Consider the following 15,865-nt stretch of genomic DNA (forward strand, 5'->3'; position numbering starts at 1 on the left):
AGCAAAAGATCGCAGCCTTCGGCAGCTCCTACAATCGGAATGTAGGTGCTGCCGCAGGCTGCGATCTTTTGATTGGGCGCTGATTACTTCGGCGCTTTCGCTGCTTTCGCGGGCTTCGCCGGCGCCTCGTCAGATTCTGCCGCTTCAGCTTTTTCGACAGGCTCGGCCGGCGCATTGATCAGCTCCGACAGCGCATCGGGCTGGCTCTTGAACGCCCGGGCGAACACATCGCGGTTCTTCGCCATGTAGATCCCGGCTTCTTCCACTTGCTGTTCGGTCAGGGACGGAACGGCTTTTTGCAGCACATCGGCCAGATATTCGGCCAGTTCGAGCATTTTGTCATGACGATCAGCTTCGGCTTTATCCATGAACAAGCGCTCCAGATCTCGGCTGCTGCGGTATACCACTTCGACGGCCATTCACCACCTCACATGCCTTCACGTTAAGTTGTCTTGACGACTACTGTATCCATATACAGCGAAAAGGATAAGCGAATCCCTGCGCCATGGGTAGTGGCTTTTCAATGTAGACCGGATTTAGCGTTTGTCAGGGGGACGGTGTCGCTGCTATCGCGAGCAGGTTCGCTCCCACAGAAACTCCAGCGGTGCGACCAAACGCCACGGCGCGGGATTTGCGGCGGATCGCCATGATGCGTGGCCCTGAACCTGCATGAAAACTGTTGCAACAAGGCGCGCGCGCAAAACCGTCACGTGCGATACGCATCATCCGCCCGAAACGGGCTAAGGACATTCATCGTGAAAATCAACTGGGCCGAGAAACTGCGGCGTAACGTGCACCAACTGGCCGAGTCGCTGGGCAACCTGTTCGTCGAAACCTTTCACTACCTGGCGCTGTTCGCCATCGGTGCGGTGACGGCGTGGGCGGCGGTGATGGAGTTTCTCGGCATGCTCGAAGTCGGGCACATCAAGATCGATGACATTCTGTTGCTGTTCATCTATCTGGAACTGGGGGCGATGGTCGGGATTTATTTCAAGACCAACCACATGCCGGTGCGCTTCCTGATCTACGTGGCGATCACTGCGCTGACGCGCCTGCTGATCTCCAATGTCTCGCACCACAACCCGCCGGACATGGGCATTATCTACCTGTGCGGCGGCATTCTGCTGCTGGCGTTCGCGATCCTGGTGGTGCGTTACGCGTCGTCGCAATTCCCCTCAGTGAAGATCGAGAACCCGCAGCGCAAGATCGGCACGGGTTCCAGCGAACATCCTGAAGTGGAGAAGGGCGAGCTTTAAAGGCTCGCCGCCTGGCCGGGCTGGCCTTTGACGCGGGGCGGTGGCGGGGTGAGCCCGGCGCCGCTGGTCATGGCTTCGAGAATCGACATGGCGCTGTGGCCCTGTTCGATGGCAATGCCGAACTGAATGCTTTGCACCAGCCGTTTCAGACGCTCGGGGTCATTGCGCTGTTCGGCACTGATCATGCGTTTGGCCACGATGCGGCCAGCGTTGGACAGGGTCAGCATGATGCTGCCGTCCAGGCCCTGAATGCTCAGATTGATCTGATAGTCCGGCGCGAAAGCATCGGTAATGATTTGAAATGGGTTGTCCATGATGCGTCACCGCCTGATTGAACGTGCAGTTGTTGACCGGCCATGATCCGATTTGGTTCGCAACACCAGACCACTGGCATCTCGTTCGCTGAGGTTTGCAATTTCCTTTTGCCTCAAGAGTGACGTAGCAAGGCCCATGCCGGAAAAATTGTCGAACAATAAACCCGGTGAAAAAAACGGCGAGCCTTGAGGCTCGCCGTTTTTTTTGGCGCATTTTCAGGGCAGGAATGAGTCAACGACCGCTGACGGTGCAGTCAGGTCAATCAGCACTCCACCCAGTTCACGGCCAGCCCGCCCCGGGACGTTTCCTTGTACTTGTCGTGCATGTCGGCGCCGGTGTCGCGCATGGTGCGGATCACCCGGTCGAGGGAAATGAAGTGATTGCCGTCGCCGCGCAGGGCCATTTGCGTGGCGTTGATTGCCTTCACCGCCGCGATGGCATTGCGCTCGATGCACGGCACTTGCACCAGGCCACCGACCGGATCGCAGGTCAGGCCCAGGTTGTGTTCGAGGCCGATTTCGGCAGCGTTTTCCAATTGCTCTGGAGTTGCCCCGAGTACGTCGGCCAGGCCGGCGGCGGCCATCGCACACGCCGAGCCGACTTCGCCCTGACACCCGACCTCGGCACCAGAGATCGACGCATTTTTCTTGCACAAAATGCCGACGGCGGCCGCGGCTAGGAAGAATGCGACGACGTCATCGTCAGACGCATCCGGATTGAATTTCATGTAGTAGTGCAGGACGGCCGGAATGATCCCGGCGGCGCCATTGGTCGGAGCGGTGACCATGCGCCCGCCGGCGGCGTTTTCCTCGTTGACGGCGAGGGCGAACAGGTTGACCCATTCCATCGCCGACAGGGTCGAACTGATCACATTCGGTTTGCCGATTTCCAACAGGCTGCGGTGCAGTTTCGCCGCGCGGCGCGGCACTTTCAGACCGCCGGGCAGGATGCCTTCGTGGCGCAGGCCTTGTTCGACGCATTCGCGCATCACCGACCAGATGTTCAGCAGGCCCTGGCGAATCTCGGCATCGCTGCGCCAGGCGCGCTCGTTGGCCATCATCAATTCGGACACGCGCAGATTGTGTTGCTTGCACAGGGCGAGCAGCTCGGCGGCGCTGGAAAAATCGTACGGCAACACCACGTCACTGGTCGGCGCCACACCGGACTCGGCTTCAGCCGCTTCGACGATGAAACCGCCGCCCACCGAATAATAGGTTTGCGTGAACAACTCGGCGCTTTCGCCGTAGGCGCTCAGCGACATGGCGTTGGGGTGGTAGGGCAGGCTCTCGTCGAGCAGCAGCAGATCACTCTGCCAATCGAAAGCAATCGAACGCTGACCGGCGAGTGACAGTTGCCTGGTTTCGCGCAGTTGCTGGATGCGTCGATCGATGGTCGACGGATCGATGCTGTCCGGCCACTCGCCCATCAGGCCCATGACAGTCGCGCGGTCGGTGGCATGGCCAACGCCGGTGGCCGACAGCGAACCGTACAAACGGATTTCCACCCGTCGCACGTCATTGAGCAGATGCTGGTCGATCAGGGTTTGGGCAAACGTCGCCGCTGCGCGCATCGGACCGACGGTATGGGAACTGGACGGGCCGATGCCGACTTTGAATAGATCGAAAACACTGATAGCCATGCTAAACCCTCACAAGCAATGGAGTAGGAATCGCTGCCATTTTTTGTCGGACAAGCGCAATGTCGGCGATACTGCCTCGCTCGGTCCGAGCTGACCAACGAAACCTCCTAAGACAGCCTTTAGCAGGACTAAACAATGAGTCGTCAATTGCATGCCCAGACCTACGTCTGGCTACAGGTGTTTGCCTGTGCGGCGCGGCACCTGTCGTTCACCCGTTGTGCCGAAGAACTGCACATCACCCCGGGGGCGGTCAGCCAGCAGATTCGCCAATTGGAAGAGCGCCTGGGCTTTCGCCTGTTTCATCGGCGAGCGCGCGGCGTTGAGTTGAGCGCGCAGGGGCAGCGGCTGGCGATTACCGTCAACGAAGCCTATGGCAGCATCGATGCGGAGCTGCGCCGACTGGATGCCGGGATGATCAGCGGGACGTTACGGCTGCGTTCGATTCCGTCGTTTCTCGGCAAGTGGCTGACCCCACGCTTGCCGCGCTTGCAGCAACGCTTTCCGGACATCCAGTTGCGCCTGGTGGCGGAGGACAGCAGCGTGCCGTTGCACGAAGGCGATTTCGATCTCGCCATCGATCTAAACGACGGCAGTTACCCCGGATTGTTATCCACAGCCTTGCTCGACGAACAGATATTTCCGGTATGCGCGCCGAGCCTGCTGCGTGGGCGACCGCCGTTGCACGGGCCGGCGGATCTGGTGCATTTCCCGCTGCTGCACGACATCACCGCTTGGCGTGGCAGTTACGAATACGCGGAATGGGAGTTCTATTTGAATGCGATCGGCTTTGAAGGCGCCGATGTGCGACGCGGGCATACGTTCAATCGCAATCACCTGACCATCGAAGCGGCGATTGCCGGCATGGGCGTGGCAATTGCCCGGCGCACGCTGCTCAACGACGAACTGGAACGCGGCACTCTGATCCTGCCATTCGGCTTGTCGGTACCCAACCATAAACGCTACGTGCTGCTGTATGCGCCGGGGGCGTTGAGTCATCCGGGCGTGCGGGCTGTGCATGACTGGCTGGTGGAGGAGGCGGGGATTTTTCGCAGTCAGCACCCGCTGAATGAGCAGCAGATGTGAGCGGATTTTGCCGGGAGGCGAGGCGATCCAACTCCCGACCTTAGCAGCGCTTTGCTCGGTTGTCCGGCTTTTTTTGCGAATGAATATTTTTCTTTTTTCAGGGGTTGAAATGTTCGGCGCTCGGGCCGATTGTTGTAACCAGGAGGTCAGGAAATTCACTTCAAGGCCTCCAGCGAGCTAGCTGAAATAAGGGATGAACTATGCAAATCCAAGTCAACAGCGATAACCATATTCAAAGCAGTAAGCGACTGGAGGAGTGGGTACGTACAACTATTGAGAGCACGCTCGACCGTTATGAAGAAGACCTGACCCGTGTCGAAGTCCACCTGAGCGACGAGAACGGCGAGAAACCAGGTCCCCATGACTTGCGCTGCCAACTGGAAGCGCGGCCAAAAGGCCACCAACCGATTTCCGTGACCCACAAAGCCGATTCGCTGGAACAGGCGATCGACGGTGCTGCCGAGAAACTCGAGCACAAACTGGATCATCTGTTCGGCAAACTGCGAGGTAAACCACGCGCCGCTGTAGTGCCATTTACCGGCAAGGCCAACGACAAGCTGTTGGCGGAAGAATTCGACGAGAACGAACAGGCAGCGATCAACAGTTGATGCGCTGATTTCACAAGTCACCAAAGGAGAACGGGCCTGCTGATGCAGGCCCGTTTTTTTTGTTCGAGGTGTTGGTTGTTTCGCGGCAGGGTTGGAGATCGTAGCCCCTCATCGGAACGCCGCCCGCCCAGCCCTCTCCCGAGGGAGAGGGAGCCGATCCCGGTTGTTTTCAAGTCCAGAGTTCGGCTCGATAATCCAGGCGAGCGTAAATCGTAAATACACCTCGGTCAGTCCCCTCTCCCTCTGGGAGAGGGTTAGGGTGAGGGGCTTTTGATCTTCAACGGATCAGGACTCAGAACGCCACCGACGTCTGCACATAAACCGTCCGCGGCTCCCCTACGTACTTGCCCTTGTTGTTGTCATCAAACGAGCGCGTGAAGTACTGCGTGTTGAAGATATTCTTTACCCCCACGGCCACATTCAAATCCGACAGTTGCGGTCCGAAGTCGTAAGCAGCGCGGCTGCTGAACAGCATGTAACCGGGGATCTTGCCGGTGCTGCCGTCGGCGCTTTCCTTCGAGGTATTGGCGTTGTCGGCGAACTGGTCGCTCTGGAAGCTGCTGTCCAGATTCAGCTTCCACGGCCCTTCGCTATAACCAACACCAATCGTGCCTTTGTGTTTAGAGGAAAACGGCACGCGGTTGCCTTTGTTCGGCCCGTCCTCGCGAATGGTTGCGTCGACGTAGGCATAGGTGGCGTAGACATCGAAACCGGCCAGGGCCTGGCTCAAGTCATCGAGGGCGTAATTGACGCTGGTCTCGATGCCCTGATGGCGGGTTTCGCCGCGGGCAATCACCGAATCGTTGGTCTGGTTGCTTTCGTACTGGTTATCGAAGTTGATCAGGAACGCACCGATTTCCGCGCGCAGGGCACCGTTGTCATAGCGCGTGCCGAGTTCCCAGGTGCGGGCCTTTTCCGGTTTCACTTCGCCGCTGCTCACGCGATTGGGCATCTGGCTGTACTGCACGCTGCCGAACGAGCCTTCGGTGTTGGCATACAGATTCCAGCTGTCGGTCAGGTGATAGAGCACGTTCAGCGCCGGCAGCGCGGTGTTGTAGTCGCCCTTGTATTTAACGTTGGTCAGATTGTTGGTCTGTTGCGACTCGATCATCTCGTAACGCACGCCCGGGGTGATGGTCCATCGGCCGATTTCGATGCGGTCATCGACGAAGAACGCATTGGCCTCGGTGCCGCCACGGGTGTCGCGGTCGTTGCGGCTGCTGGTGGTCGGGTATTGGTTGGCGCTGATCGGCGTGCGATAGCGCAGTTCGTGGCCAGCCTCGTTGATGTAGCGGTAGCCGACGCCGACTTCATGGCTGCTCGGACCCAGGTCGAAGCCTTGGGCGAAGCGGGTTTCCAGACCACGCACCCAATACTCGCGCGGCGACAGCGAAAGGAACGTGCCCTGATCCAGATAACCGCTGCGCAAAGTCTTGGTGAAGAAGGTGTTGGCGGTGAACTCGCGGCGATCTTGCTGATAGCGATAGCCGAAATTGAACATGGTCCGGCGCCCCCAGAATTGATCTTTGGGGCGCGTCGACTGATACGGATCGGCATCGTAATCGGCGACGTTCAGACCGCCGGGCATGTCGGCCTTGCCTTCGTAATACTGAGCCATGGCGTTGAAACTGTTGGCTTCGTCGAGCTGGTATTTGCCCTTGAGAATCAGGTCGTCGATCTCGGTATCGCTGTGCTCACGCCAGTCACCGCCACGGGTGCCGGAGTACAGCAAGGCGCCGCCCAGGCCGTTGGCGTTGGTGCCGCCGGCCAGCAGATTGGCGCTGGTCTTGAAACCGTCGTGGCTCGACGACGGGCTGGTTTCAGTCTGGAAACCACCCTTGACCGTTGGTTCGTCGGGAATCGCCCGGGTCACGAAGTTGACCACGCCGCCGACGTTCTGCGGGCCATAACGAACGGCGCCGCCGCCACGCACCACGTCCACCGCATCCATGTTACCCATGCTGATCGGCGCGAACGACAACTGCGGCTGACCATACGGCGCGAAAGGCACCGGGATGCCGTCCATCAATACTGTCGAGCGCGCGGCCAGGCGTGGATTCAAACCGCGAATGCCGAAATTCAGCGCCATGTCATGGCTGCCGGTGCCGTTGTTTTCCGGTGCATTGACGCCGGGGATGCGGTTGAGCACGTCGCGGGCCTGGGTCGCGCCCTGGCGTTCGAATTCCTCGCGGCGAATCACATCACGCGCGCCGGGGTGTTCGAAGACATTGACCTGCGCCGCATCGCCGAGCCAGTCGCCGACCACGGTCGAGGTGCCCAGCTCCAACGCCGCGTCAGCCAGCGGTTGCAGGCTGAAGGCATTGTCGCCCTCGGCGCGGGCTTGCAGGCCGGTGCCTTCGAGCAACGCATCAAGGCCTTGCTGCGTCGTGTAATTGCCTTCCAGACCACGGCTCTGCACACCGCTGGTCACTTGCGAGCCGAAGGAAATCAGCACGCCAGCTTCACGGCCAAACTGGTTGAGCGCGGTTTCCAGCGACGCCGGGGCAATGTGGTAGACCTTGGCCTCGGCGCCCAGCGCGGCGGGCAGGGCGGTGAAGCTGAGGCTGGCGCCGAGCAGCAGATTGCGCAAGCTGCGGGCCAGTGGCGTAAGGCGGGTGGGCTGCATGTGGACGATCCTGAGAAGGTGGAATCAAGGAGGCTTTCCTTCTCTGTCACGCCAGATCTGAAAAACGGCTCATTTTTTTTCAGAATCAAAAGATCGCAGCCTTCGGCAGCTCCTACAGAAAAAATGCATTCCAAATGTAGGAGCCGCCGAAGGCTGCGATCTTTTGATCTTGCTGTTCAAACCCGCGCTTCGACGCTCACCCAATAACGGGTAAAGCGCTTCACCTTGATCGGCAGACTGATCTGCAGCAGATCAAGAATCCGCTCACTGTCATCCAGCGGATACGTCCCGGAAATCAGCAGATCGGCGACTTGCCTGTCGCACCTCAGTTGCCCGCGCCGATAACGGCCAAGCTCTTCGAGGAAATCGCCGAGGCGCATATGCGCGGCGACCAGCATGCCGTCAGTCCAGGCACCGCTGTTGGCGTCCAGCGGCTTGGCCTCGCTGACGGAGCTGGCAGTGAAACTCAACTGCCGCGCGACCGGCAGCAGCAGGGGCGTACGCTGGTTGGTGGTGAGTTCGACTCGCCCTTCAAACAGCGCGATCTGCGTGCGATCGGCAAACTGCCGCACGTTCAGGCGCGCGCTCTGGGTTTTCAGCACGCCGTGGGCCGTGCGTATTTCGAACGGATTGGCAGCGTTCAACAGCATTTCGCCATCGAGCAGGCGAATCAAACGCTGCGCCTTGTCGACGTCGGCGGAGCTGGCGGTATTGAGCTGCAAGGAATCGGCGCCGCCCAGGGCAATCCTGCGCCGCTGCCCGACCGGTGTGCGGTAATCGGCGAGCAGCGACGGCAGCGGCGTGTGCTCGCGCAGGCCCCAGGTCGCCGCTGAGCCGGCCCCTAGAATCAGCAGCATTTTCAGCGCCTGACGGCGACTGCCGGACTTCGGTCCATTCAGCGCCGCGTGGGCCAACGGCGATGACACGCCGCGCAAGCGCTGGTTGACCCGTTGCATGTGTTCCCACGCCCGGCGGTGTTCGCTGTGCGCATCCAGCCATTGTTGCCAGGCCTGCTGCTGGCGCGGGGTGAGCGTGCCCTGCTGCATCTCCAGCAGCCAGTGCACCGCCTGTTCGGCGACTTGCGCGGAGAAATCCGGCACGCGATTCACAGGGCGAAATAGCAGCGCATGGCCGCTTTGTTCAGGTGACGTTTGACCGTGGCCACCGAGATACCCAGTTCTGCGGCGATCTGTGGATAAGTCAGCCCATCGACCTGCGCGAGCAGAAAGGCGCGTTTGACCGGGCGTGGCAAACCGTCGAGCAGCTCATCGAGCTCGGTCAACGTCTGCAGGATGATCGCCTTGTGTTCTTCCGACGGCGCGGCCATCTCCGGCATCTGCGCCAGCGTCTCGAGGTAGGCGCGCTCCAGATCCTGACGTCGGTAATGGTTGAACAGCACGCGCTTGGCCAGCGTGGTGAGAAACGCGCGCGGTTCGATGATCACCGGCGGTTCGCGGGCGCTCAGCACTTTGATGAACGTGTCCTGCGCCAGATCCGCCGCGCTGTCCGGACAGCCGAGCTTGCGTCGCAGCCAGCCGGTGAGCCAGCTGTGATGGGCGTGGTAGAGCGATTCGACGGAATGAGCGGGCGGCAACGAAATGACTCCGGACGCAAAGTTTGCGTAGAGAACGCGCATTAGAGAACAAGAACGGTTCGCATTGTAGGGGCTGGCGACCGTGTCCGGCAATCAGATGCTTTTGCGTATGAGAATATTTATCATTAATATTGCCCGCCTGTAGATTCGGCTTGTCGGCCGAACGTTTTTCGTTTCAGGGTCGAAACATGAAAGGCAAACTCGCCACACTTCCCATGTCTTATCGTCTGGCCGTCACTTCGCGAGTGTTGGCGGCGATTTTCGGCGGCTATCTGGTCGCGGCGCTGGCCAGTGTCACCCTGACGTTGTGGCTGCCGCTGAACCGCGCCGAAGCGGTGGTCACTGGCATGACCGTGTCCTTTCTCGTTTATCTGGTCGCGGTGCTCTGGTGCTTTGCCTGCCGCAGCGCGTGGTCAGCGTGGGTCGGCCTGCTGGTGCCGAGCGTGATTCTCGCCACCATTTCCGGCGCCGCACGCGGTCTGGGGCTGGCATGAAAGAGAGCTTCCGGCAGGCGATGGCCTGGCTGCACACCTGGGCCGGGCTGGTGTTCGGCTGGTTGCTGTTCGCGATTTTTCTCACTGGAACGCTGGCTTACTTCAAAGACGAAATCAGCCACTGGATGCAGCCGGAAATTGCTGCGCACTCGCTCGACGCCGAAGCAAGCCTGACGCTGGCGCAAGACTATTTGCAACAGCACGCCGCCGGTGCCTCGCGCTGGCTGATCGATTTGCCCGATGCCCGCGATCCCGGCCTCACCGTGCGCTGGCAACAGGCGCCGGGCAAACCCGGCGAGCGCGGTCGCTTCGAATCCCGAACCCTCGACGCCCAGAGCGGTGCCGAAGTACAGGGCCGCGAAAGCATGGGCGGCGAGTTCTTCTACCGCTTCCACTTCCAGTTGCAGATGCCTTATCCGTGGGGCCGCTGGCTGGCGACCATCGCCGCGATGGTCATGTTTGTCGCGTTGATCAGCGGCATTATCACCCACAAGAAAATCTTCAAGGACTTCTTCACCTTCCGCCCGCGCAAGGGCCAGCGTTCCTGGCTCGACGGGCACAACGCCGTTGGTGTGCTGGTGCTGCCGTTTCATTTGATGATCACCTACAGCAGCCTGGTGATTTTCATGTCGATGGTCATGCCCGCCAGCATCGTTGCCTCTTACGGCAGTGACGTGCGCAAGTTTTACGACGAAGTCTTTCCCGCCTCCAAAACGCCGGAACGTGCTGAGATCGCCGCGCCGCTGACCGCCATGGCGCCGCTACTTGCCAAGGCCGGCGAGCAGTGGTCGGGCGGCCATACCGCGCGCCTGTCGGTGAGCAATCCGGGCGATGCCAGCGCCACGGTGGTGCTGTCCCGCGCGGGCGATCGGGTGGTGCATGATTTCGGCCGGGCGGTGACGTTCAACGGCGTCACTGGGCAGCTTCTGAGCAGTACCCCCGATCAACCCATGGCGATGGCGGTGGGTGGTGCATTCTACGGTCTGCACATGGGCCATTTCGCTGGGCCGCTGTTGCGCTGGCTGTATTTCATCTGCGGACTGGCCGGCACGGCGATGATCGGCACCGGGCTGGTGATCTGGCTGGGCAAGCGTCAGCTCAAGCACGCAAAAAGCGCGGCGCTGCCGTTCGAATTGCGTTTGGTCGAAGTGCTGAATATTGCCAGCATGGCCGGGCTGGTGTCGGCGGTGGCGTTATTCTTTCTGGCCAATCGGTTGTTGCCGGTGAGTCTGACGGGACGGGCCGACTGGGAAGTGAATGCGTTCTTCATCGCCTGGGGCCTGAGCCTGGTGCATGCAGTGTTGCGTCCGGGCCGCAAGGCCTGGATCGAACAGCTGACGCTCGGCGCCGCGCTGTTTATCGCGGTGCCGCTGATCAATGCGCTGACTACGCCGTGGAATCTTGGCGCGACCCTGATACAGCGCGACTGGGCATTGGCCGGGTTCGATCTGAGCTGCCTTGCGGCCGGACTTTTTCTCGGCTGGGCTGCGCGCAAGATGCAGCGTGCTGATAACCGCGTCAGCGTCCGCAAAGCAAAGTCCTCGCCTCGGTCGATCACTGTCGAGCAGGGTGCGAACTGATGCTGCTGGCCCTGTTACTCACTTACGCCGGCTTCAGCGTTTTATGCCTGTCGATGGCACGCCATCACGCTGAATTGCTCGGCCACAAACCCTCTGCTGTACGGCAGCGAGCATTGGCGTTGGCGGGATGGCTGTTGCTGGCGCTGTCGCTGTGGGCAGCGGTGACGGCCAATGGCTGGAGTTTCGGTCTGGTCGACTGGTTCGCCGTGTTGATGCTCAGCGCTTTGGCCCTGGTGCTGTTGCTGCCGTATCGCCCGCGTTTCGCCTTGGCACTGGCCGGGTTGAGCCTGCTGGCCAGTCCGGTTGCGGCATGGGCGCAGTGCTGAAGTGCTGATCGGTCTACCGCCGGAATCGGGTGAGGATGAAGCGCGTGGCGCGCGTGCGCATTTTCTCCAGGTTTTTCTGTCCCAGCGTGCGCAAATGGAAGCTCTGGTGAACCGGCGCGTCGGTTGTCGGGCGACGGCGGCGGATCTGGTCCAGGATCTGTTTTTGCGCTTCTGGCGCCGGCCGCTGGTGCAGGTCGAAGAACTCAGCACTTATCTGCTGCGCTGCGCCGGCAATATCGCCATCGACCATCTGCGCAGCGAAGGCACGCGTGCGCGGGTCAACGAAGGCTGGCAGCCGGATGAACCGGACAGCCACGGCAGTGAGCCCCAGGCTGCGCTCGAGGCCGGTAATGATCTGCGCCATGTCGAAGCGGCGTTGCGCGCCTTGCCCGAACGCACGCGGCAGATTTTTCTGCTCAATCGCATTCACGGGCGCAAGTACGCCGAAATCGCCAAGGCCATGGGGCTTTCCCAAAGTGCCGTGGAAAAACATATGATGCGCGCCCTCGAGGCCTGCAAGGCCAGCCTGCGCGACCCCGCGCCACGTCTGCCAGGGAAAGCACCGTGAAGCCATCCAATCCGATCACACCGACCCCGGCTCAGGAGCAGGCCGCGCTGGCCTGGCTGAGCCTGCTGCATGACCGCCCGAGCACTGGCGACCAACTCACCTTCAGTCAATGGCTACGCGCCGATCCCGCCCATGCCGAGGCATATGCGCAGGCGCAGGTGATCTGGGAACTCAGCGAAGCCCCGGCGCGCACCCTGGCCGATGAAGAGGCGTTCGCGCTGCAAGGTTATTTGCAAGCGATGGATGCGCCGCGTCGTTCGCCGTTGTTGCGTTGGTCCGGAGCGCTGGCGCTGGCCGCGTGTCTGCTGCTGATGGTCAGCCTCGGCACGGGCTGGCAGGCGCAGCGCTGGCTCGACGATCTGCGCGCCGATCATGTCTCGGCGCCCGGCGAAATCCGCACGGTGACACTGGCCGATCAGTCGCAAGTGACATTGGATGCCGACAGTGCGATCGCCGTGGACTTCAGCCACGGTCAGCGCCGCGTGCAGTTGATCCGTGGCGCCGGTTTCTTCAGCGTCACCCACACCGGCGATCCGTTTGTGGTGGCAGCGGAGCTGGGTGAGGCGCGGGTGCTGGGCACCCGGTTCGAAGTGCGCCGGCAACCCCACGGCGCGCAGGTGACGGTGTTGTCCGGGCGCGTCGCGGTGACGGCGGGTGAGCATGGCTCGCCGCAGATTCTCACCGCCGGCCAGCAGGTTGCCTACGCCGACGGCAAGGCGGAACAACTGCATGCCGTGGACAGTGAAGCGCAACTGGCCTGGCGTCAGGGTTGGCTGACTTACTACAAGACCACGCTGGCCGATGTCGTCGAGGATCTGCGCCGCTATTACCCGGGGCGGATTGTGCTGCTCAACGATGAGCTGGCAGCGCGCAAGGTCAGCGGCAGCTTTCCGAGCAAGGACCCGCAGGCGGTGCTCAATTCGCTGCAAGGGGTGTTGGGGTTTGAGCAGCATCGGGTGTTGGGACAGCTGATTATTTTGCGCTGAGGCTGCCGGCATCTTCGCGAGCAGGCTCGCTCCCACAGGGAAACGCATTCCAAGGTGGGAGCGAGCCTGCTCGCGAAGGCGTCCGCCCAGGCAACAAATCCCCCGAAAATATTTTCAAATTAAAGGTGAGGTAACTCCGAGCCCCATCCGTGTAGTGACTGAAACTGCGAGCCATTCGCATCCGTTGCGGTTCTACACAGGTCATTGAGCAATGAAGTCCAGGGCAAAATCCGGTTCGGTCAAACAGTGGTTGCGCATGTCGGCGTTGAGTTTTTCCGCGTTGGCATTGCTGCCGGTGAGTGTGGCGCTGGCCGCAGAAGCGGTGAGCAATCAGGCGCAACAGCAATTCAATTTCGCCCTCGCCGCCAAACCGCTGCCGCAAGCCCTGAGCGATTTCAGCCGCGTGACCGGGCAAAGCGTGGTCTACACCGACGAAGCGCCGTACGGCCTCAATGCTCCGGCCGTCAGCGGCCAGATGAGTGCCGAGCAGGCCCTGCAACGCTTGCTCGGCAACTCCGGCCTGAGCTTTCGCCGCACTGATAGCCACACTCTCGCGCTTGAGCCGGCGCCGACCGAAGGTGCGCTCAATCTCGGCGCCACTACCATCACGTCCACGCGCGACGAATCGCTGAGTTATCAGCCGCCGGAAACCAGTTCGGTGATGCGCTCATCGGCATCGCTGCAAGAGATCCCGCAGACCGTCAATGTCATCCCGGCGCAGGTCATCCGCGATCAGGCGCCGCGCAATCTCGATGACGCGCTGGCCAATGTCAGTGGCATCACTCAGGGCAACACCTTGGGCAGTACGCAGGATTCGGTGATGACTCGCGGTTTCGGTGACAATCGCAATGGCTCGATCATGCGCGACGGCATGCCGCTGGTGCAGGGCCGTGGCATGAACGCCACGGTCGATCGCGTCGAAGTGCTCAAGGGCCCGGCCTCATTGCTCTACGGCATTCAGGATCCGGGCGGCGTGGTCAACCTGGTCAGCAAGAAGCCTGAACTGACCCAGTACAACGCCGTGACCGTGCGCGGTTCGACCTACGGTGATGGCAAGAACGGCAGCGGCGGCGCCTTCGACAGCACCGGTGCGCTGGGCGAGTCCGGCTTCGCTTATCGCATGGTCGTCGATCATGAAGACGAAGATTACTGGCGCAACTACGGCACCCACCGCGAGACGCTGATCGCGCCGTCGCTGGCCTGGTTCGGCGAGCGCACCAAGCTGTTGTTCGCCTACGAGCACCGCGAATTTCTCACGCCGTTCGACCGTGGCACCTTGATCGATCCGCGCACCAACCATCCGCTGGATATCTCGCGCAAGCAGCGTCTCGATGAGCCGTTCAACGACATGGAAGGGCGCTCGGATCTGTACCATTTTGAAGCCGACCACGAACTCAACGACGACTGGAAAGCCCACTTCGGCTACAGCTGGAATCGCGAGACCTACGACGCTAGCCAGGTGCGCGTGACTGCGATCGACACCAGAAAAGGCACACTGACCCGCAGCATGGACGGCACCCAGAATGCGATCAGCACCGACCGGTTCACCACCGCCAGCCTCGAAGGCAAAGTGAATGTACTGGGCATGCAGCATGATCTGGTGTTTGGCGTCGACGACGAGTACCGCAAAATCTACCGCGAGGATCTGATCCGGCAGAAAAGCCTGACCACGTTCAGCTATCTCAATCCGGTGTATGGCCGCGAAGTAATCGGCACCACCGTGAGCGCGCCCGACAGCGCGCAGACCGATAAACTGCGCAGCGATTCGATGTTCCTGCAGGATTCGATTCATCTCAATGAACAGTGGATTCTGGTCGCCGGCGGACGCTTTCAGGAATACGACCAGTACGCCGGCAAAGGCGTGCCCTTCAAGGCCAACACCGACAGCAACGGGCAGAAGTGGGTGCCGCGCGCGGGTCTGGTGTATCGCTACACCGATGCCTTGTCGTTCTACGGCAGCTACACCGAATCGTTCAAACCCAACTCGACCATCGCCCCGCTGAGCGGCAGCAGCACTGTGCTCGACGGCAGCATTGCGCCGGAAGAAGCCAAGTCGTGGGAGCTGGGCGCGCGACTGGATATGCCGGGCAGCATCACCGGCAATATCGCGCTGTTCGACATCAAGAAACGCAACGTGCTGGTGGCCAATTCCGAAGGCCCGACGACGATTTACAGCGCGGCAGGCGAGGTACGTTCACGCGGGCTGGAAGTCGACCTGAGCGGGCAACTCAGCGAGCACTGGAACCTGATCGGCAGCTACGCCTACACCGATGCCGAAGTCACCGAAGACCCGGACTACAAAGGCAAGCGTTTGCAGAACGTGGCGAAGAATTCCGGCTCGCTGTCGGCGGTGTATGATTTCGGCAATGTGTTTGGCGGAGATCAATTGCGGGTCGGGGCGGGGGCGCGGTATGTCGGCGAGCGCGCAGGGAATGCGGTGAATGATTTCGATCTGCCGAGCTATACCGTGGCTGATGCGTTTGCCACTTACGACACTACAGTTGAGGGGCAGAGGGTCAAGTTTCAGTTGAACGTGAAGAACCTGTTTGATCGCACCTATTACACCTCGTCGGCGAGCCGCTTCTTTGTCTCGATGGGGGATTCGCGGCAGGTTTCCTTGTCGAGCACTGTGGAGTTTTAAGGCAAGATCAAAAGCCCCTCACCCTAGCCCTCTCCCGGAGGGAGAGGGGACTGATTGGGGGATATTGAAGAACTCCACCGATGTGATCGATCTTTACCGAATCCCTAATCGACTCGGCCATTCAGGTCGATGTAAAACGTCAGACACCT

Annotated in this window: 14 protein-coding genes and 1 pseudogene; 9 read left to right on the top strand and 6 right to left on the bottom strand. The window is 60.8% G+C overall.

Annotated features, from left to right (window positions below; genetic code table 11):
* Positions 1-164 precede the first annotated feature (164 nt).
* Positions 165-419 (bottom strand): annotated as a pseudogene (locus GXB78_RS14665) (YebG family protein); the annotation flags it as partial.
* Between the two features lie 336 nt (positions 420-755).
* Between GXB78_RS14665 and GXB78_RS14670 the strand changes: the two are divergent.
* A complete protein-coding gene (locus GXB78_RS14670; protein WP_016771633.1) occupies positions 756-1,256 on the top strand; it encodes a phosphate-starvation-inducible protein PsiE in 501 nt (166 codons plus the stop codon).
* On the opposite strand, the gene GXB78_RS14675 is transcribed toward GXB78_RS14670, so the two are convergent.
* Together GXB78_RS14675 and GXB78_RS14680 are read right to left on the bottom strand one after the other, a co-directional pair.
* Positions 1,253-1,570: a DUF3509 domain-containing protein gene (locus GXB78_RS14675; protein WP_253499151.1), complete on the bottom strand. Its 318-nt coding sequence runs from the start codon at positions 1,568-1,570 to the stop codon at positions 1,253-1,255. The two genes, GXB78_RS14670 and GXB78_RS14675, sit on opposite strands and share 4 nt — an antisense overlap.
* 263 nt (positions 1,571-1,833) lie before the next feature.
* A complete protein-coding gene (locus GXB78_RS14680) occupies positions 1,834-3,210 on the bottom strand; it encodes an L-serine ammonia-lyase (protein WP_329515887.1) in 1,377 nt (458 codons plus the stop codon).
* A gap of 135 nt (positions 3,211-3,345) precedes the next feature.
* Between GXB78_RS14680 and GXB78_RS14685 the strand changes: the two genes are divergently transcribed.
* Positions 3,346-4,293, top strand: a complete 948-nt coding sequence (locus GXB78_RS14685; RefSeq protein WP_329515888.1) for a LysR substrate-binding domain-containing protein — start codon at positions 3,346-3,348, stop codon at positions 4,291-4,293.
* Between the two features lie 200 nt (positions 4,294-4,493).
* Positions 4,494-4,901: an HPF/RaiA family ribosome-associated protein gene (locus GXB78_RS14690; RefSeq protein WP_016771629.1), complete on the top strand. Its 408-nt coding sequence runs from the start codon at positions 4,494-4,496 to the stop codon at positions 4,899-4,901.
* A 292-nt stretch (positions 4,902-5,193) separates the two neighbouring features.
* Here GXB78_RS14690 and fecA read toward each other — a convergent pair whose 3' ends face one another.
* The 3 genes from fecA to GXB78_RS14705 all read right to left on the bottom strand — a co-directional run bounded on the left by fecA (position 5,194) and on the right by GXB78_RS14705 (position 9,163).
* Positions 5,194-7,527, bottom strand: a complete 2,334-nt coding sequence (gene fecA / locus GXB78_RS14695; protein ID WP_329515889.1) for a TonB-dependent Fe(3+) dicitrate receptor FecA — start codon at positions 7,525-7,527, stop codon at positions 5,194-5,196.
* Positions 7,528-7,703: 176 nt separating this feature from the next.
* Complete coding sequence (locus GXB78_RS14700; RefSeq protein ID WP_329515890.1) at positions 7,704-8,636, bottom strand: DUF4880 domain-containing protein; 933 nt, start codon at positions 8,634-8,636, stop codon at positions 7,704-7,706.
* Positions 8,633-9,163 (bottom strand): sigma-70 family RNA polymerase sigma factor, encoded by a 531-nt coding sequence (locus GXB78_RS14705; protein WP_408005128.1) that lies wholly within the window; start codon positions 9,161-9,163, stop codon positions 8,633-8,635. The genes GXB78_RS14700 and GXB78_RS14705 overlap by 4 nt, the downstream gene beginning before the upstream one ends.
* A 146-nt stretch (positions 9,164-9,309) precedes the next feature.
* On the opposite strand from GXB78_RS14705, the gene GXB78_RS14710 reads away from it, so the two are divergent.
* From GXB78_RS14710 to GXB78_RS14735, 6 genes are all read left to right on the top strand, one after another.
* Entirely contained in the window at positions 9,310-9,615 is a 306-nt protein-coding gene (locus GXB78_RS14710; RefSeq protein WP_039759274.1) for a DUF3649 domain-containing protein, read from the top strand.
* The gene (locus GXB78_RS14715) at positions 9,612-11,195 is read left to right on the top strand and encodes a PepSY-associated TM helix domain-containing protein (protein WP_329515892.1); all 1,584 of its coding nucleotides are present in this window, start codon (positions 9,612-9,614) and stop codon (positions 11,193-11,195) included. The genes GXB78_RS14710 and GXB78_RS14715 overlap by 4 nt, the downstream gene beginning before the upstream one ends.
* Positions 11,195-11,521: a DUF3325 domain-containing protein gene (locus GXB78_RS14720; protein WP_329515893.1), complete on the top strand. Its 327-nt coding sequence runs from the start codon at positions 11,195-11,197 to the stop codon at positions 11,519-11,521. The genes GXB78_RS14715 and GXB78_RS14720 overlap by 1 nt, the downstream gene beginning before the upstream one ends.
* Position 11,522: 1 nt before the next feature.
* Complete coding sequence (locus GXB78_RS14725; protein WP_408005129.1) at positions 11,523-12,089, top strand: RNA polymerase sigma factor; 567 nt, start codon at positions 11,523-11,525, stop codon at positions 12,087-12,089.
* Positions 12,086-13,075 carry a FecR family protein gene (locus tag GXB78_RS14730; protein ID WP_329515894.1) on the top strand — a complete coding sequence of 330 codons (990 nt, stop codon included), beginning with the start codon at positions 12,086-12,088 and terminating at the stop codon, positions 13,073-13,075. Before GXB78_RS14725 ends, GXB78_RS14730 begins: the two co-directional genes overlap by 4 nt.
* Positions 13,076-13,286: 211 nt before the next feature.
* Complete coding sequence (locus GXB78_RS14735; protein ID WP_329515895.1) at positions 13,287-15,716, top strand: TonB-dependent siderophore receptor; 2,430 nt, start codon at positions 13,287-13,289, stop codon at positions 15,714-15,716.
* Positions 15,717-15,865 lie beyond the last annotated feature (149 nt).

Origin of the sequence: Pseudomonas moraviensis subsp. stanleyae (assembly GCF_036283065.1) — a bacterium.
Taxonomy (GTDB): Bacteria; Pseudomonadota; Gammaproteobacteria; order Pseudomonadales; family Pseudomonadaceae; genus Aquipseudomonas; species Aquipseudomonas stanleyae.